Here is a 20,938-nt window from a genome sequence, read left to right as displayed (position 1 = left end):
ACAAACACTCCTTAAACCTCAACCCCTAATCTGTGCCATAGGTGCTGAAGGGGAACAGTCGATAGCTCGATCCTGAAGTCAAAGCCAAACGAAGAAAGGAATCGGCAATGACCGACATGGTGCAGTTTTCCGAAGAACAGACCCGCGCTGATCTGGCACGCCTGCTGACAAGCGCGGTCGAAGCAAGTGGGCGCACGCGCCGCGACATTGCGCGTGATGCGCAGATCCATAAGGACGCCTTGCGAAGGGTTTTGACCGGCAAACGTTCGGCGAGTTTGGGAGAAGCATCGCGAATCCTGCAGGCATGCGGCGTTCCCTCACAGCAAGCGCTCACCATGTTCTTGCTTACCGACGCCGATCAATCAGCTCAGTGGCACGGGACTGACATCGGCCGGTTTCTCGAAGACTTCTTAACGGCACTGCCCATTGCTTTAGCGTGCGAGCTTGGCAGCCGATTGCAGGAAGTTAGGCCGCGATGGGCAAAGGGCACCGCGCACCGTGTTGCGCGCTTGCTGTCTGATCATATCGATGAGCTTGAGCGGAAGGACGTACTTCTTGGCGATGTCTTCCTCGAAGTCGAAGAAGCTCACCATGGGTGAGCCGATGGAGAAAGAGCTGAGCGACCCGCGTCGCATCACACGGCTAATTCGTCTGCCGGAAGTGATGAACCGGGTCGGGCTTGGGCGCTCAACAATCTACCGCTGGATGAGCGAGGGAAAGTTCCCGAAGCCGGTGCAGTTGGGGGGACATGCAGTGGCTTGGGCTGGCGATGAGGTTGACGAGTGGATTGCAGATAAACTTGCATAGCGTTTACCTGCCCAAAATTGACATTAAGCAGCGTGAGAGCGATCGGAGCAATATCCAGTGGCACCTGTGCCGCCAAATCAGCAAAACAGGGCTTCAATCGGCCAAATCCTTCCGGTTCGCTGCTGCCTCTCTGGCAGCTGCCGCCATCGCGTTGGTGCCAGTTTTCATGAAGCGCTCGACTTCGGGCTGCCGCTGTTTGACGAAGAAGCCAGTGATGGCACCTTTCGGCTTGATCTTGTAAGTCCATTCGAATTTCGTCGTGTTGTCGTCGATCGCTATGAATCGCTGCTCTCCGATGATCTGATCGACACCCATCGCAACATTGCTGGTGAAGACCCAAACCTGATAGCTGAATATCTCAGGCCGGTTTTCCAACACTCGTTCGACAACATAGTGTCCATCTTCGAGATTGATTCTTCGAACTGAACCCGGGGTGAGCCAATCATCACGCAGGTCGGTCGTGCTCGCGGGGGTGAGATATTTTCGGTCGCCTCGAAGAAGTAGATGAACGGGTTTTCCAGCAGCCACGCACGATGCTCCTCCACACTCATGGGGATTTCGACCTCGACTACCGTTGTGATGAACCCTTCGGTCGCCAACGGTGGCGGGTCAGAGTATCCGGGCGGCGTTGGCGGGGGGCTGACCCGGAGCACCCTGCGAGGATCAGAAGAAATATACTTACGAAATATCGCATCGTTACCTCGCCGACTTCCCGTTGGATCGCATCATCATGGGGACTGTCTTCAGCCAACCGATCTGTTTGGGGATCGCCAGTGCATTCCAGCAATCCGCTTTCCAGTGGATTTGCTCACCGCGAAACTTGAAGAACGACGTAGATGGAATGCGCCACAACTCGCCGGGTTTGGGCCTGCCCGCCGCATCGACCTTCTTGGCACCGGACATGTAGAGTTGAACCGCGACCTGACTGTCGTCGATAACGATGATCTCGGGCTCGAGACGGAAATACGGACTGAGGCGCCATGTCTCGTCGATAAAGGCCGCAAGCTCGTCGCGCCCCTTCATGTTGCGACCCATGGTGAAGTCGATAAAGTCGGCATCTTCGGTAAAGACGGCGAGCACGCCGTCCTTATCCATCGTGTTGAACGCCTTGTAGTAGACGTCCAGCACGGCCTGTGTCTCCTCGCGGTTCATATATCAGTCCACCCAGAAATCGATGGAGGTGGCGCGCCGCTTCGTGATCGGGCTTTCGGGGTCTTTCTTGACGTACGAAGCCCAGCCGTGGCGATCGTCTGCGTCGGCAACCGCGCCCGTCAGGTTTACCGAGCTGGTATAGGCGGTCTGGAGCGCTTCGAAGCCTTGCGCCGTGTTGAGGTCGGCCTCGACATTCTTGTTGATGATGAACTTCAATTGGCGGAGTCCCTGATGGTTTTTCATCTGGAGCAGCTCGACCAGTTCCTGTGTCGCCGCTTCGAGTTCGTCGTTTCCAACAACGCGATTGAACAGGCCCAGATCGACGCCACGCTTTGCGGGGTGCAGCGCGCCCAGTAGGTTGATTTCCTTTGTCATGCGGCGACCGATCAGGCGAACCATTCGGGTCGTCCCGCCCCAACCGGGTGTGATGCCCCAGTCCACTTCGGGCATGCCCCAGCGAGCCCGCTCAGTGCAGATAACGAAGTCGCATGCCATAGTGACTTCGAGCCCGCCGCCAACGCAATTGCCGTCGACTGAGGCGATGGTGATCTTGTCGAGCTCCTCCAACGTATTCGCCATGTATTGGTAGTAGCGCACCCGGCGGAACACCTGATTGGGGTGCCCCCATTTGCTAAGCCGCCATTTCTGTCAGATCATCGCCGGTGCAAAAATTTCCGCCAGCACCTTTCAGTACGACGATGTGAAGGTGCTCTTGATCGCGGATGTATTCGAGCGTTTCAGTGAATTCGCGCGACAAATCGATGGAAAGCGCATTCATAACTTCGGGACGGTTCAACGTGATGGTCGCGACGTCACCATCTTCCTCATAGATGAGGTGTTCGGTTTCGGGTCGCGTGGCTGTGCTGCGGTTGTATCCGTGCGGTGTTTTGCTCATCCTAAACTCTCCCTTGCGATTAGTTTTTGTCGCCTGTGTTCGGCAAGATTGTGTGCGCAATGTCGCGAGCGGAGGCGGAGACGGGAAACCCGCCATAATAGGCGAGGTGGACCATCATCTCTTCGATTTCTTCGGGGGTGACGCCGACATTGAGTGCGCCGCGCAGATGCAGCGCAAATTGCTTCCCGCGGCCAAGCACCAGCAGAGCGGCGACAGTGATCAGGGACCGGTCCCGGATCGCAAGGCCTGGTCTTGGCCAAATTTCTCCGAACAAATGTTCCAGAGCAACGCCGCGAAATGGATCATCGTTGCCATCGTTGCCCGATGCCGCCCCTTTCCCCCAGAGCTGCTCGACAATTGCACGCGCTTTTTCCTGTCGGTCGTCCGTCATGTCATTCTCCTTTTGCTGAAGGCTCATCCATCAAGGACCGAGGCCCTGATCCAGGCATCGATCTTTTCCCAGAGTGGGTCGGCATCCTTGAGCGCGCCAAAATGCCCAGCTTTTGATTTTCCGATATCCTCAGGGCGCAAGCGCCATCGTGTCATCTCTGATGCCGCCATCTCATCGCAGAAGCGGGTCCAGGCTGGGCCAGGTCCGAGGGTGTCATCGTCCGTGAAGGACACCGCCAGAGTGGGCTGCGTGACCTGACGCAGACATTCGCGCGCGTTGCCTCCGCGGTACATGTACTTCCCGTCGAGACCCCAGGATGACCAGTCGCGAACATGTTGCTTGGCGAACCGTGCACCCCAGCCAAGCTTGTCGCCGGGACCAAAACCGATCACTTCCGCACATGCTCGCATGAGGCTGAAGAAAATCAGGCCTTTTGCCTGTTGAGTGATCGACCCCATTTCGCGGAAATGCAGCCAGACGGCGCATAGATTGATCAGCGCATCGACTTGCTCAGGATGCTTCCCGGCGTAGATCGAATTCAGCTGTCCGCCGAAGCTGTGGCCGAGAAGGATTGTCTTGGTCGACGGGTGGGTTGGACGAAGCCATTCGACGGCAGTTCGCCAGTCTTGTTCGAGAAACTCCCGCACACCAAAGTCGACGTTGCGCGACGGGGTAAGGTCGCTTTCGCCGATACCTCGCGGATCGAGTATTCCGACCGCATGCCCTCTGTCCGCGAGCGCGTGGCCCAATCGCCGATAGGCTCGCGCGGGTGCCCCCATCGCAGGCGTAATGAGTATCGCTGCACCCGTGATCTCGACCGGACGAATGTGATCCAGATGCAAACCCACACCGTCTGCTGTCTTCAGTGAAACAGGTGAGCAGATCGGCACGGATTCCTGCGGTCGCGCCGATGGGAGGTTGCCAATCGCATTAGTGCTTTTCATTACTAGCATAGTGGAACTCTATCAGAGCGAGTTTCAAAATGCTAGTGAATTCTGGCGCTGGTTGAGCAATGTTGCTAGGATCCTCCGATGGACGCCAAAAATCCAACCAGGAAAGATGCCTATTTTGCTGCTGTCGACGCACTAGGAGACACCTGGACGTTTCTGATCACGCGAGAAGCATTCTTCGGAGCAGCGCGATTCAACGATTTCTGTGACAGACTGAACATTTCACGAGCTCGCTTGACCGAGCGACTCAAGCATCTGGTCGAGACCGGGATATTTGAGCGGCACCAATACAACGAGGCACCGCCGCGTTTCGAATATCGCTTCACTGCAAAGGGGCGCGCGGTCTACCCAATCGCTCTGGCGATGATCGCATGGGGCGAGGAATGGCGGTCCAAACCAGGCACCTCAAAGTTGATCCACAAGGCTTGCGGAAAACCTCTTAGCGTGAAGACTGTATGTGCCAATTGTCGTCAGCCGATCTTTAGTCAGGACCTTGAATGGCCCCGGATCGGTGCTCTCAAACGATCGACGCCCGGATCTGGAAGCGTGCGCGGGTGGCGCAAGATGGCTTCCTTCGAAGACATCTCGGATCGTCCCGATCCGGCGGTCGACATGCTGAAAGCGGTCGGCGATCGCTGGTCGATGCTGATCGTTTACGGCGCGCTGCAGACGCAGTTTCGGTTTCGCGATGCACAGGCAACTCTTGGCGTTGCTGACACGATCCTTAGCGATCGCCTCAAACATCTTGTTCGCGAAGGAATTCTTGAGCGATCCGACTCGAGCAGGAATGCTGCCTATCGCGCGACCGATGCAGGCTTGGCGATCCTTGATCCGGTACTGGTCATGCGAACGTGGGCGCTTGATTGGGCACCCAAAGCTGACAAACCTTGGGCCGAACTCGTTCACAAACCATGCGGCGCCGATGTCAGAACAATATGTGTCTGCGGGCATTGCGAACTTGAGATCGACCCGCGCGATGTATCCTATTGAAGCGGCTACTTCGTCGAATTAATCGAGCGGTTCTCGGTCCAGTCGAAGGTTCCAAGGTCACGCTCGCGCACCGCTTGCTTCCAGCCCATCTCCTCCGATCTGCGCTTAAAATTCACCCCTTCGGGAGAATGCCGAGTGATCCCGTCAAAAAGGGTCGCGATCATCTGAGTGTTCTGCAATCCCATTGAGTCGAGGGCCTGATTGATCATGAGCTTTTGCATCATCAACTGATTGGTAGGGACAGTGCACATGCGTTCGGCCAGACGCTCTACTTCTGCATCGAGGTCGGTGTTTGCAACTGCCCTGTGGATGAGACCAATACGCTCAGCTTCGCGGCCATTGATCTTGTCGCCGGTCAATAGCATGCGCTTGGCCTGTTCTGCTCCAAGGCGATAGACCCACATTGCCGTTGTGGGGCAACCCCAGACCCGCGCGGGCATATAACCGATCTTGGCCTTTTCAGCCATCACGACCAGATCGCAGCATAGTGCAATGTCTGAACCGCCAGCAACCGCGAACCCATGAACCTTTGCGATGACGGGTTTATAGCTGCGCCAGAGCGACATGAATTTCTGCGTATTGCCCATCATGAATGCATAGTCTTGCATCGGATCCCATGGGCCATCGCCATATTGCGACTTTCCGCTGGTGTTCTGAGCATATGCCGTGAGGTCATACCCTGCACAGAAGGCCTCGCCTGCACCGCTCAAGACGATGACATGCACGCCCTTGTCAGCATTCGCATCTTCGACGCAGGCTTCGAGCTCGCCGGGGAGATCGGCATTGATGGCGTTCATGACCTCCGGTCGGTTCAGCGTGATCCGCCCGATGCGTCCGTCCTTCTCGTAGACGACTGTCGGCATGTCTTTGGTCCTTTCCCTAACTCAACCTTGTGTTGCGGATCGCGGCTCATCCGGGCGAACCGCACGGCGCAACACATCAACATACCCATTCGAGATACAGTCAAAGCCGTCATAATATCCCCGCTCTGCAAGCCGCTTGTGAAGCTTGGACAGATGATATCCCGGCACCGCGGCAAATTGATGGTGTTCCAGATGATAATTGACGTGGTTGGGGGCCACCAACAGCGCCTCCCACCAGGATACGAGCGTCGTCGATGTGTTCTCTCGAGGGTCGCTGCTGGATCTGTTCGAGGCAACGCCATGCTCGCCGATCTGTCGGAGGCGCATGATAAATGGGTACACGAAAATCTCGGCAGCCCACCACATGAGGTAGGCCCACGGCGCACCGACGAGTGTCAGGATCGTAAACAGCGAAACATGGAACATGAGCCATGGATAGTTGTCCGCAAGGCGGAAGCGCTTGATCTTGCCAAGAATGTCGCGAAAGCCGGTACGCCCGGTAATGTCGCGCAGCAGTTTCCGCTTCAAACTGGCCCGGCTTACCGGGTATTTTTCAACGAACCAGAGGTCTGGGTCGTCTTTTGTGCCTAAGCATATTTGTGATGCTTCAAATGGTATTCGCGATAGGCGTAAAGTGAGGTATTAAGGGGTGCGCCGCACAGCCAATGTCCGACGAAATCGTTGATCTTCCGTCGTGTGAAGTACGCCCCATGAGCGCAATCGTGATTGAGGATGCCAAGTCCCAATTGACGGCCGCCAAGGATCAAAACGCCAAGGACAATTGTGATCGGATTTGGCCACATAATCGCCATAGCAAACGCAGCTGCGATCACTGCCCAGTTGAAAGTCAGGGAGAAAATTGCCCGCCAATTCGACGGACGCCGCAACTCTCTGAGCTCGTCATTGGAGATGCAATCGGATAACTTCAAACTGGTCGACATCGTCGCCTCCGGTACGTTTGTCCTTTCCTCAATGTAACTGAGTATGTAACAATGAGTCAAATGACGTTATATTCTGACCATTCTATCCAGACGGATATGTCCGCAAAGAAATTGATATTGTCTCTTTTGAGTGTGACGGATAGCGAGCGGCAGTCAGCCGCCAATTTGGTTGCGGCGGGCGCCCTGTTCGACATTGAGTCTACCGCAATGCGCATGGCGATCACACGCCTGACAAAGGACGGTACTTTGGAGGCGATTGACCGCGGAATCTATGCGATCGGACCAGCCGGTCGCGCGATGCAGCTTCAAGTGACAGGCTGGAAATCCGCCTCAGAAAAGGTTCGTCCTTGGTCTGGTGACTGGCTTGTTGTGCACACGAGCCATTTGGGGCGAACCGACAAGACCCGGCTGCGCGCGCGAGAACGTGCGCTGCGTCTTAGCGGCTTCGCAGAGACCGAAAGTGCCCTATGGGTTCGCCCGAACAATCTCGCAGCTTCACTCGCCGCGACACGAGTTTCTCTGGTCGATTTGGGTCTGGGCGAAGAGGCAACGTTTATGGTGGTGACGGAGCTCGCTGTGGCGGAGGGAGAGGACTGGCGCGGACTGTGGTCGGCAGGGGAAATCGCAGCATCTTACAGCGCTGCCATCCAAACTATGGCGCAAAGCTCTCAAAAGGTGGCGAGAATGAGCGACGCCGAAGCGGCAAAGGAAACACTGCTGGTCGGTCAATCAGTCATCCGGCTGATCAATTTCGACCCGCTCTTGCCGACAGAGCTGATTGATCGCTCTGACTTCCAACAGGTTGTCGACGATATGAAAGCTTACAATGCGCTCGGCATAGAATGTTGGAAGAGGTACTACGCATCCCTTTCATAAGGCGATCATCCTGCGTTGAGCGGGATCGTCGTGACGCAGTCACCGAGACGAGGCCGCTCTGCGCAAGAACTTCTCAATCGTCATTCTTTCTCTTTCATCAAAATCGGCCAGCAGATCCGCGTTCATTTCGGAAACCCAATTCTTCGTCCGCTCGATCAGTGCGCGACCCTCGGGTGTTATGGAGAGAACTTGTTGACGCGCATCTTTCTCGCCCCGCTGCTTATGGATCAGGCCTTTGTCCTCCAATGTGTTGGTAAGGCCGGTCAGACGAGACTTTGACATTCCAGCACGTGACGCGACGATCGCACTGGGCAGCCCGTCTTCGACATACAGGACGAACAAGACAAATTGATGCGCGGTCTGAATACCCTCCTGTTTCCGAAGCGCTTTATCGGCAGCTCGAAAGACTGCTGAGTGAGCTTGATGCAGGCTGTGATAAGCGCGGAAAGAATAAGTCATTGCATTTAGTTCAATCTTGAATTAATGAAAGTACAGACTTGAACTAAACTCGCTAGCAGCCAATTGCAATCGAGGTTTCAGGCGTGTCGAAGCTAATCGGGAAGTCTTGGTATCATGATCGCAGAAATCACATATCCAATGGCTCTCATTACCAGCGCGTTATGGTTCAGCGCCGCGTTTCGGTATTTCAGCTTTCAGCAACTGGCCGCAGCCAAGGTGCTTGTTCCGAAATCAGCAAGACAATCGCCTGTGTTTTTGACAACCGCAGCATTGGCGCGGTTTCTCGGCGGAATGAATGCCGCGCTCGCTCTCCTTTCCTTTATGTTGGTGGTGCTGTGGGCGACGGAATCTACGCTATTCTCGAATTCAATTGAGCGCGGCCTGTTGCTGCTTGTGCTTGCAGCAGCGCATTTCTCGCAATTCATATTCAACGTCCCCATCCTTCGAAACGGGGAGCGGCAAGGTGAAAGCTATTGGTACGTGTTGTCCGGACCGATGTTCTTCATCTTCGCCATGGACGCCGCTCAAGCGATCATCAGCCTGATCGCAGCCATCGCCCAGTTTGCCGGGTAGTCGATCACGAGAGTTGCTCGATCGACTTTCCTCTCAATGTGCCGACTGCTGGCTGGTCACAACGCGGGCTACGATCCGAGGCAAAGTGATGGTCATGGTGTTCACGAGGTCAATCTGCCGGTAAGCGGCAACCAAATCCCGAACCACGGTCACATCGAAATCGTACTCGACCGCCATTCTGGCAGAGGAATCAGTGTCGACATTTGCGACACCTCCAACCACCATCACCCGAGAGCGTCGATGCTCGCGCAGCAATTCGTTCAGGCCCGTGCCTACAAAAGCATTGAAGCCGCGTCTTTCTGGCAGAACATGGTCGCCTTCAAGTACAAGGTCTTCTGCCAGCTCCGCACCTGCAGTGTCCTTTCTCAATAGATTGTTCTTCCGTAGCGTATCCATGTGTTCTGTTGTGTCGAGCGGGATTTGGGGCTGGTCGTCTGACCATGACATTGGAGAATGATAGATTGCCCATCCATGATCGCGACAGTGCTGCAAGAAATTGCTCAGCTTTTGGCGATCAATCGGAACTTCGCAAAGTCCGGCCAATCCGCCGCCTTCGATAACCGCATCATTTTGCGGGGTCAGTACCAAGACCGCAGTCTGACGGGCCTCGAACGGCCCATATCTTTTCGCATGGCGATTTGTCAGCACCCGGCCAAACCGATCTACTAGGCTGGCAATCATTGGCCCGGCTCCGCGATCCATTCATCCGTTGAGATCACCGAATGCGCGCACATAGGAAAACCTGTCTCAATCGCTGCATCGTGATCCGCAACTGACATCGCAGCCAGCGCGTCGGACACGATCGTTACCCGGTAACCAAGCTCGATTGCACTGCGTGCAGTGGATTCGATGCAGGTATTCGAGAGACAGCCACACAGGGCAACATGGGCGATGTTCGAGGCGGAGAGATGTTCGTGCAGGTCGGTGCCGACGAAGCCACTTGAAACAAGGTGCTCGCTTGCGACAAACTCACCTGGGCGCGGCTCAAGGCCCTTTCGAAACCTGCCACCCCAACCCGCGGCGCTGAATGTCCTGAAGAACTGCGCAAGATAGATCGATGGGTTCAGGAACTGGCGATGGTCGAACAGTCCCTTTCGATAGCGTGCATGCGGCGCATAGCACACTTTCAGACCGGCTACGCGGGCATGGGAAAGCACACGCACCAGGTTCGCATTCGTGCCGAGGCGTTTGAGCGTCGCGCGGTTCAACAGCCAAGCTCGCCCGCCCACAGACAGGAAATCGTTGTAGGGATCGACGACGATCAACGCTGTTCGGTCTAAATCGCTCATCCTACAATTCGCCTCAAGAGTGGTGCGCGCCGACCATCGGATTGATCTCAATCTCGGCAATGCGGGCGCGCGACGGTGCTTCTATCGCGTAGAGAAATGCGTTGGAGATATCATCGGGCCTGAGTGCATTCGGCTTCTCTTCATCAAAGAATGGCGTGTCCACCATCCCCGGATCGATGCTCGTCACACGTACACCATGAGGGGTGAGCTCGTTGGAGAGGTTTTTAGCATAGCCCCGAATGAACCATTTGGTCGCGCTATAGACAGAGCCTGACAACGCCACATGCCCGGCCTGAGAACCGATCAGCACGAGATGTCCTTTGCTCTTTCGAAGATGCGGGATGGCAAATTTGCAGGTTAAGGTGACGCCAAAATTGTTGACAAGGATCATCTCCTTGAAGTTCTCGATATTGCCATGCTCGGTGCCGGTCGCGGTTGCACCCAATCCGGCATTAGCGAAGGCGACGTCCAGTCTGCCGAAGTGGCCCACAGCTGCCTCGACCATCGCTTCTTGTGAACTGGGGGAGGTCACATCGCACTCGACCGCAAAGGCGCTCGTAGGTCCAAGCTCATCGACAAGGCTGTCCAATTTCGATTTGGAACGAGCAGCAAGCGCGACCTTGTGCCCTGACGTGACCGCCTCTCGAGCGCAATGCGCGCCAATGCCGGATGAGGCACCGGTGATCAGAATGACTTTTCCCATCTTCATTTTCTCCAATTTCGAAACGGTATCAAGGTGATGTCGGTAACTCAGGAATTAAATCGGTGAGAGCGATCAAACATCGGCGAATTCAGCAACGCAATCCTGCAACCAGCGGTAGGTTTTCTGAATGTTGGGCGAGAGCCATTGCGATTCCTGACTTAAGAAATTGTAGTCTTGAGTTTCGGCGCTCACTTCACTCAGAGGCGCTATCAGCCGGGTTTCGAAAGAGGGATGTCGGCGAATAAGCGGGGCCATCGCCAAGGCGATCCCATGGCCATTTTCAGCGGCATCCAGTGCACCGAGTATTGAGTCGAAAGCGAGACCAGGATCGCTCTTATCCGTCGAGCATCCGGCTGCTGTCAGCCAGTCTTGCCAAGCCGCCGGACTCGCGCGCACATGGATAAGTGTGTGGTTCACGATGTCCCTTGGATGATTGAGGGGAGGCGCATCCCTCAAGTATTGCGGCGAAGCAACCGGAAGACCACTTACCGAAACGAGTGATTTGCAGGTCAGACCTTGGCTGTGGTCGCTGCCAAACCGCAGCGCGATATCGGCCTCTCCACGCTGAATGTCTGCGAACGCATTCGACGTCTCAATCTTCAGCTCCAAGCTCGGATTCTTCTCTTCGAACTTAGCAAGGTTGGGCAAAAGGACGGTGCTTGTGAAGAAAGGCAAGGCGCTGATCCGCACCACATTGGTTTGCCGCGCACGTTGAGCCTGGATGGTCGCCAACTCCAGCTCTCGCAGCGCTGGACGTATGGCTTCACAATAGTCTGTCCCCGCATTGGTCAAGCGAACGGTTCTGCCCACGCGCTCAAACAAGCTTACGCCGATCTGCTGTTCCAATGCGCGGATTGCATGAGAGATCGCCGATGGCGTTCTGCCCAATTCCTCTGCGGCATCGATGAACGAAAGACGCGCGGCAGCTCTCTCAAACGCCAAGAGAGACTTTGTGGACGGCACGGAAAAATTAGATGATTTATTTTCATCAGTCATGAGGCAAACTCGCTTTATTTCCCCGTTCTGTCGCCATAACCTCTCTATCAATTGAAGTAATCTCAATCAAGTTTGGCGGACGATGGCGATTTTTGAACAAGACGAGACCGGTCACTGGATTGGTAGCGAGCAGGCGCAAGGGCCATTCACCGGACTACAGGGCGGGGGCGTCGCTTCGGTCATGGTCGCAGAGATCGAGAACATTGCCACGCAGCAGGGCCTGGGAGCCGCGATGTCTGTATCTGTGGAGTTCCTCCGCGCGACTCCTCTCATGCCGCTCAAGACCAACCCCAAGATTTTGCGCCGCGGTCGCCGTTCGAGTGTGCTGACCAACGAAGTCTGGGCAGATGGGAAACAAACAGCCTCTGCGACCGTCTGCGTGATCAACCCTTTTCGCGAATTAGGAATTGCGGCCAAGGCCTCCTGGGGCGTGGATGTGGGTACGATCAAACCTCTTGCCACGCGTGCCGCTCCGCATGGTGGCCCATGGCTCATGGACAATTTTGAAATACGCCCCGGCGCTGATGGAATCGTCTGGTTCCGCCACCAGGACGAGATCACTCCGGATGCTACCCCGCTTGCTAGTGTATTGGGACCTGCCGACTGGACCCATGGCCTTGCTCGTCCTTCCGAGCCGAAGCTGGCCGACCCCAACGTCAACCTTCAGGTCGCCCTCGCGCGGCATCCGCGCGGCGAACATATCGGAATAAGGCCCAAAACAACCTGGACGCCGGAGGGAATTGGCCTGGGTGAAGGCGCATTGTTCGATGAGCACGGCGAGATAGGCCGGGTGGCAATGTCCGCTGTGCTCATCCCCTTTCCATAAGGAATATTCGCGATGCTGCTCTCTAAACTGGCCGCAAGACTTGAGACGAGAAATTGGAAGGAGCGCATCCAATGGGCTCGCACGGGTCCTCCATCTCAATCCTGCTCTGACATTGATTTCTACGAAGATGATGTGTGCCTGATCCGATATAGGAAGGCTGGTCGCGGCCCGGCCATCGTATTCCTCTGCGACGGCCCTGCTACTTTGGAGGTCTATGACGCCCTGTTCGCCGCTCTAAAATCGCGATTTACTGTCATCGCCTTCGAAGCGACCGGCAACGGGTTCTCCGTACCCAAGCCTGGCTACGACTTCGGATTTCAACCCGTCAACGACGGGGTCGCTCGGTTCTTGCGAACGGTTGCGGGAGGGTCGGCTATTCTCGCATTTTCGTGCGGCGGAACCTACGCCGCAGTCGATGTTGCAAGTCGATACCCTGAGCTGTGCAGTCACCTGATCGCGATTCAGGTCCCATCCTGGTCTGAAGAAATGCTCTGGAAGAAGCGCCGCGACCCAAAGGGGATCGTGTCCACGCCGTTTCTGGGCCAACTCCTCTTTCCGCGTATGATGAAACCGCGCGCGCCCGCGTGGTACGAGCACTCGATGGCCGACACACCGGCGGTGGCCCACTTCTGCACCTGCACGGCCCAGGCGTTCGACCAAGGGGCAACCTTCGCGCTTCCAACGATGTTTCAGAATTACCTTTCGGCAAGCGAAGCTCCGTTCGAGCCACCCCTGCAGCCGACGCTTGCACTATGGGGAGAGCAGGATCAATCACATGCCGAGACTGATAAGAGTTCGTCATTATCGCTGGCAAAGAATTGTCAGCTCCTACGGCTCGATCATGTCGGGCACTTTCCCGAACTTGAGGATCCGGTGGGTTTCTCAAACTTAGTAAGTTCCTTTGCGAAGATATAGCAGTGTGCAAGGCCGCTTGGCGACCAGAGGCTGTCGCCCCTGTCTGGGGCGACAGCCTAGACGGATTACGCAGTATTTCCGCGCTTGATCTCCATCTTTGTTTGCGGACTTGCAGGCCTGGCTCTTTATGTGGCTTCGATCGCAGCCAATAGCTGACGGGCACCTTCGGCCGAAGATTGCGGGTTTTGCCCCGTCACGATGTTGCCGTCCGTAACGACATTGACCGACCAGTCCGGACCGTTCTCGATTGCCGCGCCCAGTTCGCGCAAGCGATCCTCAAGCAGGAAAGGGACGACATCGGATAGCTCGACAGCGTCTTCTTCCCCATTGGTGAACGCGCTGATACGCTTCCCTGCCACCAAGGGTGTGCCATCAGGTTTCTTGGCATCCACCAGCGCCACCGGGCCATGGCAAACAGCACCGATCGGCTTTGCTTGTTCATCAAACGTCTCGATCAAACGAGCGAGCCTGCCATTCCCCGGATAATCCCACATCGGTCCATGGCCGCCTGGAAAGAAGATGGCGTCGAAAGATCCGGCGTCGAACTCCGAAATTGGGGTAGTGTTCGCGAGCGCAGTTTTGGCAGCCTCGTCTTTCTCAAACCGTCTTGTGTCGTCGGTTTGCCATTCTTCCAGTGCACTTTTCGGATCGAGCGGCGGCTGCCCTCCGGCAATGGAGGCCAAAGTCACATCGGCGCCAGCATCGCGGAAAACGTAATAGGGGGAAGCGAGTTCCTCCAGCCAGAAGCCGGTCTTCTTGCCGGTATCACCAAGGCGGTCGTGGGATGTAAGAACGACAAGAATGCGGGGGTTAGTCATGAGAGTATCTCCAAAATTGGTTTGGGTCTGGTTGTGCCCGGGCTTTTGCCGGACGGGGCGTCACCGGATGGATCGTGCGATTTAGTCGGTGTTGGTATTGCCAAGCTGGAGGGTGCAGCTTCTTCGACACGGCGCGGTAGCGAGCGAACAGTTCCACAGCGACATCTGCGGCGGATTGTTTCGAAGTTGTCATCTTAAGGCTCCTTGCTCGGTCGCTTCTCGATGAAGCCAATATGTGGCCAAAACCGGATTGAATTAATTCCATATTTCGTGCACGCATTATTGCTCAGGAGCAATAATGCGTGATCTAGATGGATTATTGGAGTTCTGCGCCGTGGTTGAACATGGCGGGTTCACCCGTGCGTCTGAAGCGCTCAACGTTTCTGCATCGTTTATCAGTCGCCGTGTTGCCGATCTGGAGGAGCGTCTTGGGGTTCGCCTGCTTCACCGGACAACGCGGAGTGTAAATCTTACTGATCTTGGCGCTCAATATCATGAGCGGGCGATCACGATTTTGGAAAATATCCGCACCCTTTCAATGGATCTGGCCGAGCAACAAAATCTCGTCAATGGACGGATCCGCATAACGGCCGGTGGCCTGTTCGGCGAGACGTGGGTGAGCGAGGCTGTTTCAGAATTTGCGGCGTTGCATCCGCAAGTCGAGATCGAGCTCGAGGTAAGTGAACGACGCGTTGATCTTATCCGTGAGCGGTTTGACCTTGCTGTTCGCCACCGAATGCCATCAGACCCCGAACTGATGGTCCGCAGGATAGGCCAAAGGCGCATGATCGTCTGCAGTTCGGCGGCCTACCTTTCAGAACACGGAACACCGATGGAACCTGAAGAACTCAAGGGTCATGTATGCCTTACTGGGCCAGGACAACCCTGGCGCTTCTGCCGGGACGAGAAAATTTTTGAAGTGAAGGTTTCCGGCCGATGGCACAGCAATAACGGTCCCGCGCTGATCAGCGCCGCATTGCATGGTTTGGGCATCATTCGTCTAGCCGAAGACTATGTGAGGGACAGCCTCAGCTCGGGTGCATTGGTATCGTTGCTGGAAAGCTATGAAGTCGCGCCACAGGAAACGGTTTTGGTTTATCCGTCCCGCGAGAACTTGCCATATCGCGTGCGAGCGCTGATTGATCACTTGATCTCAAGATCCAAGACGCGCGCCGATGGCTCGGCATAATTAGTAGCTCAATTTGTAATACGCCTCCTTCCGCCTTGCGATCGGGCCTTGCAAGAGGCCTGGCTGGACGGTGCTACCGGGCTCGCTTTTGATGGACTGTGAATTTCCGACGAATCCAATCTGTCCAAGGCTAACACGGCGCGTAAGAAGGTTCTCTGCCACATCCAAGACGGGCCGCTTTCCGCCCCTAATCCAAGCGATTGGAATATGGCTCAAGCTGGAGCCAGACGGTTTGCTTCCAACCTTGTTGCTGTGGATCTAGTCATCGCAATCTACAGGGGAACTTTCGTCGGCGACTCAATCTGCTTGACCATCCGCAAGCCGCCAAGATTCTTACTCCAGCAACTTAGGTGTTCTGACCAACGATTTTCGCCGATTGTACATTCTTCGATAGGATAAACCATGTCGGTCATTCGAAGTTCTAACTTTCTCGAGGTGACGATCTGATGAAAAAGTCTTTATACTAGAAAATTGTGCAGTCATCTCAGGGTCTAGTGGGCCTTTTTGTGGGCATTACAAAGGGACCTCAAACATTATTGTATTAAAGACAGCAGGTTACGATTTTCGTGCGAGTCCTCTTCTGGCACCATTTGTTCTTCCCTTGTTCTCTCAGATAATCTATAAAAACCGCAGAAATCCAAGGGGTTTGGCCCTTGGATCGTCTCGGAATGTTCCGCCCAATCTCGGTCGTTCCAGACAATTTTGCGGGCCTTTTGTGGGCCTTTTGAAGGTGTTGTCAGACTAACGTGGTAGGCGAGGGTCCGGGCTGCTAGCCGTTTGTGATGAAGCGCAACTCTAGAGCTAAACCGCTAAGTCCATTTCGCCGTTTCAACTCGTCGCCTGAGGTGATCCGCATGGCGGTGATGCTTTATGTTCGTTATCCACTGAGTTTGCGCAACGTCGAAGATTTTCTGTTCAAATACGGGGTCGATGTTTGTCATGAGACGGTGCGTTTCTGATGGAATAGGTTCGGTCCGATGTTCGCAGCGGACATCAAGCGTCAACGGATCAGCCGGATGCGCGGCTACAAGCAGTGGCGCTGGCACCTCGATGAGATGTTCGTGAAGGTCAATGGCGAGACGCATTATCTGTGGCGTGCAGTCGACAACGAGGGTGAGATTCTCGAGAGCTATGTCACGAAAAAGCGGGACAAAAAGGCTGCGCTGAAGTTCCTTCGCAAGGCACTCAAAGGCCATGGTCAGGCGGAGAAGATCATCACCAACGATCTCAAATCCTATCCTTCGGCGATGCGCGAACTGGGGGGTTTGAAGATCGCCGCGAGATGGGAAGATGGAAGAACAACAGGGTCGAGAATTCTCGCTTACCATTCTGACGAAGAGAGCGTGTTATGCAACGGTTTCGGAGGATGAAGTCGTTACAGAAATTCGCATCCGTCCACGCCAACATCCGCAACCACTTCAACTCAGACCGCCACCTCATCGACCGTCAAACTTACAAGACCCGCCGCTCAGCAGCACTGGCTGAGTGGCAAAACTTTGCTGCCTGATTCATATCCAAGCTTGCCAAACTTGCGCCAATCAGAGACGAGTTCGCTTTAGTCCGACAGCACCCTTTTGTGACAGCGAAGTATCGTATGAATATTTCCGCTCGCGGACACGAACCGAGGGTGAACGCAGGCCCTTCTTTGCTTGTCTACGAATGGTAGGATGATAGATTGAAGCTTTAGCGCGATATGGACAATTTCACGCCCAATGCGCTGCTGGAGGATTTTGAATGGCCCGCATCCTACCCTTGGAAATCGAAGAGTTACCCGAGAAGACCCGTCAAGCGCTTGAATACGCGCAAGGTATCATGGGATTTGCGCCCAACGATGTACTGACCATGGCGCATTGGCCCGATTTGCTCGAAGCGATGGAAAGACTGGTGCAGGTCATCTACAAACCTGGCGAGCTTGACCCCGTGCTTAAACGCATGATTGCAACAATCACCAGCGGGGCTGCGGGGTGCCGGTATTGTCAGGCGCACACCGCGCATGGTGCGGCCAGAATGGCCGACGGCGATCATGGAAAAATCGCGCATGTTTGGGAATATCAGACAAACGACCTCTTTAGCGATGCCGAACGCGCCGCATTGAACCTGGCCCTTGCTGCGGGCACACAGCCCAACGCGACAACAGATGACCATTTTCGCGCTCTGAAACAGCATTTCTCCCAGCGCCAAATTCTGGAAATTATGGGTGTGATTGGCTTGTTCGGCTTTCTCAATCGCTGGAACGATACGCTCGCGACCGAACTCGAAGACAAGCCCATGAATTTCGCGAGCTCGATTTATTCAAATGAAGTGTGGGAGCCAGGGCGACATGAAAGGGAATAAGATTTATTGCGGCTTAATTTTTTCAGGCTGTGCCGCCCACCCAGTCACCTGCGCCTCCACGGAAGTGATTGACTCTCACCTGATTGCACACGCCTGCAGCAAAATAGGGATCAGCTGCCAAAGTTGCGAATGCTTCGGCTTCGCTTTCAGCTTCGATAACCAGCAGTGACCCGACTGTTTTCTCGCTATTCATTGGCGGACCAGCAAAGCGTCTTGAGGGCGCATAGCTACATTTCAAAGGCGAAAATGTTGCCCAGCGATCAAGCGGCATGGAAGCAGCGCTCGAAAGCGACGGGCATACCGCCATGCGGGTCTTGGTATCGACACACAAGGAAAAACGGGGGCAAAGCACCAAGTGCTCGCCCCCATATCTACTCAAATTAAGCGATTATATCGCAGCTCTCCCTATCGAAAGCTGTAATTTAGACGCACGCCGAATTGACGGCGATCACGCAGAATCACTCGGGCACCTTCACGGGTGAAGTTAAAAAATCCACCCGGCAGCGTACGCGTACCGAAGCCCGTGTCGGCGAAGTTCTGAGCCGATGTCGGCGCATCTTCATCAAGGAGGTTCGTCACAAACAACTCAATCCCAATTTTCTTGCCGCGCAAACCGGCCCGGACGTTGAGGTCGGTCGCAGGCTCAACTTCGGCAACATTTGCATTGCTGATGAAATAATCGCCTGTGAAGAACAAGTCCGTGCGCAAGAACCACGTGTCCAATGCTCCTCCACCTGAACCAAAGTCATCTTCAAACAATGTTCCCAAGGACAAAGTGATCGGCGGGAAACGTGGTGCTCTTTGTCCAGTGATCTCCGCTTGGGTTCCGAAAATATCACCAAAGTCACCCGTACCTCCAGTTTCAGGGAAACTTGCAATCGTTGAATCGATGTAAGCAAACGATCCCTGAAGAGAGAACTCGTTGCTAATTTGAAAGGCTGCATCAAACTCGATACCAAAAATATCGGTGGTCGCACCGTTAGAGATAAATTGCACCGTTCTCTGAGGATTAGGAGCGCCTGGTGCCGTATCTGTTACGACTGCAAAAGAGTTAAAAATCTCATTCTCACGCTGCATAAAAAATGCAGCCAGATTGAATGCGATATTGCCATCGGCCGATTGCTGTTTCCAACCAAACTCATAGTTCGTGAGCGACTCCTCGCCAAACACGACGCTAGCATCCGCACGAAACGCCAACAATTCACTCAATTGCAGCTCATCAAGCTGAGCGACCTCAGCATTGAATCCACCTGGCAAGTTACCTTCACTGTAGGTCAGATACAGGGTTGTCAGGTCGGTCGGCTGATAACGCAATGTCGCCCTAGGCAGAAAGCTTGAAATGTTAGCAGGTGAAATCGGATCAGTCAGACCAAGATTGACTTCGTCTTCAAATATCTCGTCTTCCTGGTACCGTGCTTCGAGAGTGATCGAGAACTGATCGCTAAATTCGTAATCAATAAGTCCAAAGACACCTATCGTCTCTGCTCCAGATACAAAGCCGGTCTCGCGGAAAATATCACCAAAGAAAATCGTCGGGCCGAAGAAACTGGACGTTCCACCAAGTTCATTGATGTCGATCGTGACATAGCTTGCGCCCACCAGGAGTGTGAGCGCATCGTCTAGGAACTCCCCTTGGAACCGACCTTCCAGAGTCAGGTCTTCGATTTCACGCGCACTGAAGTTCAGGAACGAATTATCCGGTGTCAAATCGAAGTCTGAGAAGAAACCGAATTGCTCTTCATTGTAGCCAGCAAGAAAGTTGAATTCGATGTTATCGGAGAGATCAAACGAGCCAATCGCACTCAGTTGAAGCGAGTCTAGGTTGAGTCCAAAATCGTCCACTGTCGTCGGATTATATTTGAAGCCGAAAATAGCATCGCTTGGATCAGAGCGCGGGTCGTTCAAGAACCCACGAGCCAGTTCAACTTCAGCTACGCCTGAGTTCTGGCCAATCGCCGATGCAGGCGGCAATCCAATTTGCCCCGCAAAAACAGATTCGGTCCGATCGCCAAACATGCGGCTGTTGGCTATCCGTTAAGTCAACGCTGCCATCTGGATTGATCAGAAAACCGCCGAAATTATGCTGGGCAGTACCAAAAAACGAAACTGCAGCAGCCGGTCCATCATCAATTTCTTGATAGGACCCGCGCAGTTTCAAGCGAAAACTCGAAGATGGTTCGAACAAAAGCGATCCGTTAATCGACCATTGTTCTTGATCACCAAGGCGCTGACCCTCGACCGCGACATTGTCATAATGACCGTTTTTCGTACTGTAATTGCCGCCAACTCTAAATGACAGCCCATCGAACAGCGGCCCTTCGATACCGGCTGAAAACCGATACTCGTCTCGTGTCGCCGCACTTGCATTTAGGTCAGCACGAAACTCGTCGCTGGGATCCTTTGTCACGTAATTAATTGCGCCAGCGAATGTGTTCCGCCCGAACAGTGCCGATTGCGGACCTTTGATGATCTCAACCCGCTGGAGCTCGTTCACCCCAATGGTTTCGATGCCGCCACTCAAATAAACGCCGTCAAGGAACACTGTCGCGGTTTGCTGGAGGCGGTCCCCGCTCAAAACTGAAACACCTCTGAAGCGTGGTGTGCTGTTAATCCGCGCAGGCCCCCCGACGTTTTGACCGCTTGGCTCGACAAATGCGCCAGGCGCAGCCTTGGCGACTTCCGTGATATCAGTGAAACCACCGCCTTCCAATTCCTGCTGGCCAATGACTGAGACAGCAAGCGGCGCATCAAGAAGAGTCTCTTCTTTCTTGCGAGCCGTAACGATGATTTCTCTACCGGATTGAACTTCCGCAGCTTCTTCGCCGATCTCAGAAATTGCCTCCTGTCCAAAAGCAGAAGTTGGCGTCAAAAATGTGGCAACCAACAGTGTGCCGAAAACGAACCTTTTCATGGTTTAACTCCCAGTGTTCTGCGCCTGCATCCCAAACAGGCGCATGATTTTCGATCTAAC

27 protein-coding genes and 1 pseudogene are annotated in these 20,938 nt (G+C 54.6%); 10 read left to right on the top strand and 18 right to left on the bottom strand.

The genetic code is table 11. The features are described from left to right. Window positions 1-107: 107 nt before the first annotated feature. Together AC0V6U_RS12235 and AC0V6U_RS12230 are read left to right on the top strand one after the other, a co-directional pair. A complete protein-coding gene (locus tag AC0V6U_RS12235; protein WP_472643446.1) occupies window positions 108-599 on the top strand; it encodes a helix-turn-helix domain-containing protein in 492 nt (163 codons plus the stop codon). Beyond that, on the top strand, window positions 592-807 hold the full coding sequence (locus tag AC0V6U_RS12230) for an AlpA family transcriptional regulator (RefSeq protein ID WP_472643444.1): 216 nt from the start codon (window positions 592-594) through the stop codon (window positions 805-807). The genes AC0V6U_RS12235 and AC0V6U_RS12230 overlap by 8 nt, the downstream gene beginning before the upstream one ends. 93 nt (window positions 808-900) lie before the next feature. On the opposite strand, the gene AC0V6U_RS12225 is transcribed toward AC0V6U_RS12230, so the two are convergent. From AC0V6U_RS12225 to AC0V6U_RS12200, 6 genes are all read right to left on the bottom strand, one after another. Then, window positions 901-1,335 carry an SRPBCC family protein gene (locus AC0V6U_RS12225; protein WP_472643443.1) on the bottom strand — a complete coding sequence of 145 codons (435 nt, stop codon included), beginning with the start codon at window positions 1,333-1,335 and terminating at the stop codon, window positions 901-903. 168 nt (window positions 1,336-1,503) lie between these two features. Continuing rightward, window positions 1,504-1,959 (bottom strand): nuclear transport factor 2 family protein, encoded by a 456-nt coding sequence (locus AC0V6U_RS12220; protein WP_486169480.1) that lies wholly within the window; start codon window positions 1,957-1,959, stop codon window positions 1,504-1,506. A gap of 3 nt (window positions 1,960-1,962) precedes the next feature. Further along, window positions 1,963-2,568 carry an enoyl-CoA hydratase/isomerase family protein gene (locus tag AC0V6U_RS12215; RefSeq protein WP_472643441.1) on the bottom strand — a complete coding sequence of 202 codons (606 nt, stop codon included), beginning with the start codon at window positions 2,566-2,568 and terminating at the stop codon, window positions 1,963-1,965. A 22-nt stretch (window positions 2,569-2,590) separates the two neighbouring features. Further along, entirely contained in the window at window positions 2,591-2,854 is a 264-nt protein-coding gene (locus AC0V6U_RS12210; RefSeq protein ID WP_472643440.1) for an enoyl-CoA hydratase/isomerase family protein, read from the bottom strand. Window positions 2,855-2,873: 19 nt separating this feature from the next. Further along, window positions 2,874-3,245, bottom strand: a complete 372-nt coding sequence (locus AC0V6U_RS12205; protein WP_472643439.1) for a carboxymuconolactone decarboxylase family protein — start codon at window positions 3,243-3,245, stop codon at window positions 2,874-2,876. A gap of 23 nt (window positions 3,246-3,268) precedes the next feature. After that, window positions 3,269-4,189 carry an alpha/beta hydrolase family protein gene (locus AC0V6U_RS12200; protein WP_472643438.1) on the bottom strand — a complete coding sequence of 307 codons (921 nt, stop codon included), beginning with the start codon at window positions 4,187-4,189 and terminating at the stop codon, window positions 3,269-3,271. Window positions 4,190-4,276: 87 nt separating this feature from the next. Between AC0V6U_RS12200 and AC0V6U_RS12195 the strand changes: the two genes are divergently transcribed. Continuing rightward, on the top strand, window positions 4,277-5,185 hold the full coding sequence (locus AC0V6U_RS12195) for a winged helix-turn-helix transcriptional regulator (RefSeq protein WP_472643437.1): 909 nt from the start codon (window positions 4,277-4,279) through the stop codon (window positions 5,183-5,185). Between the two features lie 5 nt (window positions 5,186-5,190). Here AC0V6U_RS12195 and AC0V6U_RS12190 read toward each other — a convergent pair whose 3' ends face one another. From AC0V6U_RS12190 to AC0V6U_RS12180, 3 genes are read right to left on the bottom strand one after another with little or no spacing between them, the layout of a single operon-like run. Next, a complete protein-coding gene (locus AC0V6U_RS12190; RefSeq protein WP_472643436.1) occupies window positions 5,191-6,048 on the bottom strand; it encodes a crotonase/enoyl-CoA hydratase family protein in 858 nt (285 codons plus the stop codon). Window positions 6,049-6,069: 21 nt separating this feature from the next. Continuing rightward, a complete protein-coding gene (locus AC0V6U_RS12185; RefSeq protein WP_472643435.1) occupies window positions 6,070-6,576 on the bottom strand; it encodes a fatty acid desaturase in 507 nt (168 codons plus the stop codon). A 59-nt stretch (window positions 6,577-6,635) separates the two neighbouring features. Next, the gene (locus tag AC0V6U_RS12180) at window positions 6,636-6,989 is read right to left on the bottom strand and encodes a fatty acid desaturase (RefSeq protein ID WP_472643434.1); all 354 of its coding nucleotides are present in this window, start codon (window positions 6,987-6,989) and stop codon (window positions 6,636-6,638) included. Between the two features lie 60 nt (window positions 6,990-7,049). Here AC0V6U_RS12180 and AC0V6U_RS12175 point away from each other — a divergent pair, with 60 nt between their 5' ends. Beyond that, window positions 7,050-7,865, top strand: a complete 816-nt coding sequence (locus AC0V6U_RS12175; RefSeq protein ID WP_472643433.1) for a hypothetical protein — start codon at window positions 7,050-7,052, stop codon at window positions 7,863-7,865. Between the two features lie 39 nt (window positions 7,866-7,904). On the opposite strand, the gene AC0V6U_RS12170 is transcribed toward AC0V6U_RS12175, so the two are convergent. Continuing rightward, window positions 7,905-8,324: a MarR family winged helix-turn-helix transcriptional regulator gene (locus AC0V6U_RS12170; RefSeq protein WP_472643432.1), complete on the bottom strand. Its 420-nt coding sequence runs from the start codon at window positions 8,322-8,324 to the stop codon at window positions 7,905-7,907. A gap of 114 nt (window positions 8,325-8,438) precedes the next feature. Here AC0V6U_RS12170 and AC0V6U_RS12165 point away from each other — a divergent pair, with 114 nt between their 5' ends. Then, complete coding sequence (locus AC0V6U_RS12165; protein WP_472643431.1) at window positions 8,439-8,897, top strand: hypothetical protein; 459 nt, start codon at window positions 8,439-8,441, stop codon at window positions 8,895-8,897. Between the two features lie 33 nt (window positions 8,898-8,930). Here AC0V6U_RS12165 and AC0V6U_RS12160 read toward each other — a convergent pair whose 3' ends face one another. The 4 genes from AC0V6U_RS12160 to AC0V6U_RS12145 form a co-directional block, all read right to left on the bottom strand. Then, window positions 8,931-9,578 carry a cysteine hydrolase family protein gene (locus tag AC0V6U_RS12160; RefSeq protein ID WP_472643429.1) on the bottom strand — a complete coding sequence of 216 codons (648 nt, stop codon included), beginning with the start codon at window positions 9,576-9,578 and terminating at the stop codon, window positions 8,931-8,933. Continuing rightward, complete coding sequence (locus tag AC0V6U_RS12155) at window positions 9,575-10,162, bottom strand: cysteine hydrolase family protein (protein WP_472643428.1); 588 nt, start codon at window positions 10,160-10,162, stop codon at window positions 9,575-9,577. Before AC0V6U_RS12155 ends, AC0V6U_RS12160 begins: the two co-directional genes overlap by 4 nt. Before the next feature lie 37 nt (window positions 10,163-10,199). Then, complete coding sequence (locus AC0V6U_RS12150) at window positions 10,200-10,895, bottom strand: SDR family oxidoreductase (RefSeq protein WP_472645761.1); 696 nt, start codon at window positions 10,893-10,895, stop codon at window positions 10,200-10,202. Window positions 10,896-10,961: 66 nt separating this feature from the next. Then, window positions 10,962-11,936 carry a LysR substrate-binding domain-containing protein gene (locus AC0V6U_RS12145; RefSeq protein WP_486169479.1) on the bottom strand — a complete coding sequence of 325 codons (975 nt, stop codon included), beginning with the start codon at window positions 11,934-11,936 and terminating at the stop codon, window positions 10,962-10,964. A gap of 31 nt (window positions 11,937-11,967) precedes the next feature. Between AC0V6U_RS12145 and AC0V6U_RS12140 the strand changes: the two genes are divergently transcribed. Both AC0V6U_RS12140 and AC0V6U_RS12135 read left to right on the top strand, forming a co-directional pair. Next, complete coding sequence (locus tag AC0V6U_RS12140) at window positions 11,968-12,711, top strand: acyl-CoA thioesterase domain-containing protein (protein ID WP_472643426.1); 744 nt, start codon at window positions 11,968-11,970, stop codon at window positions 12,709-12,711. Between the two features lie 12 nt (window positions 12,712-12,723). After that, the gene (locus AC0V6U_RS12135; protein ID WP_472643425.1) at window positions 12,724-13,626 is read left to right on the top strand and encodes an alpha/beta fold hydrolase; all 903 of its coding nucleotides are present in this window, start codon (window positions 12,724-12,726) and stop codon (window positions 13,624-13,626) included. A 125-nt stretch (window positions 13,627-13,751) separates the two neighbouring features. Here the strand turns inward: AC0V6U_RS12135 and AC0V6U_RS12130 are convergent, their stop codons facing one another. Further along, complete coding sequence (locus AC0V6U_RS12130; protein WP_472643424.1) at window positions 13,752-14,444, bottom strand: type 1 glutamine amidotransferase domain-containing protein; 693 nt, start codon at window positions 14,442-14,444, stop codon at window positions 13,752-13,754. Window positions 14,445-14,742: 298 nt separating this feature from the next. Here AC0V6U_RS12130 and AC0V6U_RS12125 point away from each other — a divergent pair, with 298 nt between their 5' ends. The 3 genes and pseudogenes from AC0V6U_RS12125 (at window position 14,743) to AC0V6U_RS12115 (ending at window position 17,967) form a co-directional block, all read left to right on the top strand. Next, window positions 14,743-15,633 (top strand): LysR family transcriptional regulator, encoded by an 891-nt coding sequence (locus AC0V6U_RS12125; protein WP_472643423.1) that lies wholly within the window; start codon window positions 14,743-14,745, stop codon window positions 15,631-15,633. A 782-nt stretch (window positions 15,634-16,415) separates the two neighbouring features. Beyond that, window positions 16,416-17,140, top strand: a pseudogene (locus AC0V6U_RS12120) (IS6 family transposase). Window positions 17,141-17,367: 227 nt separating this feature from the next. Then, window positions 17,368-17,967 carry a carboxymuconolactone decarboxylase family protein gene (locus AC0V6U_RS12115; RefSeq protein ID WP_472643422.1) on the top strand — a complete coding sequence of 200 codons (600 nt, stop codon included), beginning with the start codon at window positions 17,368-17,370 and terminating at the stop codon, window positions 17,965-17,967. A gap of 22 nt (window positions 17,968-17,989) precedes the next feature. Here the strand turns inward: AC0V6U_RS12115 and AC0V6U_RS12110 are convergent, their stop codons facing one another. From AC0V6U_RS12110 to AC0V6U_RS12100, 3 genes are all read right to left on the bottom strand, one after another. Then, window positions 17,990-18,160 carry a YciI family protein gene (locus AC0V6U_RS12110; RefSeq protein WP_472643421.1) on the bottom strand — a complete coding sequence of 57 codons (171 nt, stop codon included), beginning with the start codon at window positions 18,158-18,160 and terminating at the stop codon, window positions 17,990-17,992. Window positions 18,161-18,372: 212 nt separating this feature from the next. Further along, window positions 18,373-19,983 carry a TonB-dependent receptor gene (locus AC0V6U_RS12105; protein WP_472643420.1) on the bottom strand — a complete coding sequence of 537 codons (1,611 nt, stop codon included), beginning with the start codon at window positions 19,981-19,983 and terminating at the stop codon, window positions 18,373-18,375. Then, window positions 19,895-20,878 carry a TonB-dependent receptor plug domain-containing protein gene (locus AC0V6U_RS12100; RefSeq protein ID WP_472643419.1) on the bottom strand — a complete coding sequence of 328 codons (984 nt, stop codon included), beginning with the start codon at window positions 20,876-20,878 and terminating at the stop codon, window positions 19,895-19,897. The genes AC0V6U_RS12105 and AC0V6U_RS12100 overlap by 89 nt, the downstream gene beginning before the upstream one ends. Window positions 20,879-20,938 lie beyond the last annotated feature (60 nt).

The sequence above is a fragment of the Erythrobacter sp. W36 genome, assembly GCF_057364935.1.
The sequence above is the reverse complement of the archived record's forward strand: the minus strand, read 5'-3'. Positions and strand labels throughout refer to the sequence as shown.

What these genes read in the sequence shown, in the direction of transcription:
- AC0V6U_RS12235 (WP_472643446.1), top strand. Translation starts at nt 108, where the DNA reads ATGACCGACATGGTGCAGTTTTCCGAAGAACAGACCCGCGCTGATCTG.
- AC0V6U_RS12230 (WP_472643444.1), top strand. Translation starts at nt 592, where the DNA reads ATGGGTGAGCCGATGGAGAAAGAGCTGAGCGACCCGCGTCGCATCACA.
- AC0V6U_RS12220 (WP_486169480.1), bottom strand. Translation starts at nt 1,959, where the DNA reads ATGAACCGCGAGGAGACACAGGCCGTGCTGGACGTCTACTACAAGGCG.
- AC0V6U_RS12210 (WP_472643440.1), bottom strand. Translation starts at nt 2,854, where the DNA reads ATGAGCAAAACACCGCACGGATACAACCGCAGCACAGCCACGCGACCC.
- AC0V6U_RS12205 (WP_472643439.1), bottom strand. Translation starts at nt 3,245, where the DNA reads ATGACGGACGACCGACAGGAAAAAGCGCGTGCAATTGTCGAGCAGCTC.
- AC0V6U_RS12200 (WP_472643438.1), bottom strand. Translation starts at nt 4,189, where the DNA reads ATGAAAAGCACTAATGCGATTGGCAACCTCCCATCGGCGCGACCGCAG.
- AC0V6U_RS12195 (WP_472643437.1), top strand. Translation starts at nt 4,277, where the DNA reads ATGGACGCCAAAAATCCAACCAGGAAAGATGCCTATTTTGCTGCTGTC.
- AC0V6U_RS12190 (WP_472643436.1), bottom strand. Translation starts at nt 6,048, where the DNA reads ATGCCGACAGTCGTCTACGAGAAGGACGGACGCATCGGGCGGATCACG.
- AC0V6U_RS12180 (WP_472643434.1), bottom strand. Translation starts at nt 6,989, where the DNA reads ATGTCGACCAGTTTGAAGTTATCCGATTGCATCTCCAATGACGAGCTC.
- AC0V6U_RS12175 (WP_472643433.1), top strand. Translation starts at nt 7,050, where the DNA reads ATGACGTTATATTCTGACCATTCTATCCAGACGGATATGTCCGCAAAG.
- AC0V6U_RS12170 (WP_472643432.1), bottom strand. Translation starts at nt 8,324, where the DNA reads ATGACTTATTCTTTCCGCGCTTATCACAGCCTGCATCAAGCTCACTCA.
- AC0V6U_RS12165 (WP_472643431.1), top strand. Translation starts at nt 8,439, where the DNA reads ATGATCGCAGAAATCACATATCCAATGGCTCTCATTACCAGCGCGTTA.
- AC0V6U_RS12160 (WP_472643429.1), bottom strand. Translation starts at nt 9,578, where the DNA reads ATGATTGCCAGCCTAGTAGATCGGTTTGGCCGGGTGCTGACAAATCGC.
- AC0V6U_RS12150 (WP_472645761.1), bottom strand. Translation starts at nt 10,895, where the DNA reads ATGAAGATGGGAAAAGTCATTCTGATCACCGGTGCCTCATCCGGCATT.
- AC0V6U_RS12140 (WP_472643426.1), top strand. Translation starts at nt 11,968, where the DNA reads ATGGCGATTTTTGAACAAGACGAGACCGGTCACTGGATTGGTAGCGAG.
- AC0V6U_RS12135 (WP_472643425.1), top strand. Translation starts at nt 12,724, where the DNA reads ATGCTGCTCTCTAAACTGGCCGCAAGACTTGAGACGAGAAATTGGAAG.
- AC0V6U_RS12130 (WP_472643424.1), bottom strand. Translation starts at nt 14,444, where the DNA reads ATGACTAACCCCCGCATTCTTGTCGTTCTTACATCCCACGACCGCCTT.
- AC0V6U_RS12125 (WP_472643423.1), top strand. Translation starts at nt 14,743, where the DNA reads ATGCGTGATCTAGATGGATTATTGGAGTTCTGCGCCGTGGTTGAACAT.
- AC0V6U_RS12115 (WP_472643422.1), top strand. Translation starts at nt 17,368, where the DNA reads ATGGCCCGCATCCTACCCTTGGAAATCGAAGAGTTACCCGAGAAGACC.
- AC0V6U_RS12110 (WP_472643421.1), bottom strand. Translation starts at nt 18,160, where the DNA reads ATGAATAGCGAGAAAACAGTCGGGTCACTGCTGGTTATCGAAGCTGAA.
- AC0V6U_RS12105 (WP_472643420.1), bottom strand. Translation starts at nt 19,983, where the DNA reads ATGTTTGGCGATCGGACCGAATCTGTTTTTGCGGGGCAAATTGGATTG.
- AC0V6U_RS12100 (WP_472643419.1), bottom strand. Translation starts at nt 20,878, where the DNA reads ATGAAAAGGTTCGTTTTCGGCACACTGTTGGTTGCCACATTTTTGACG.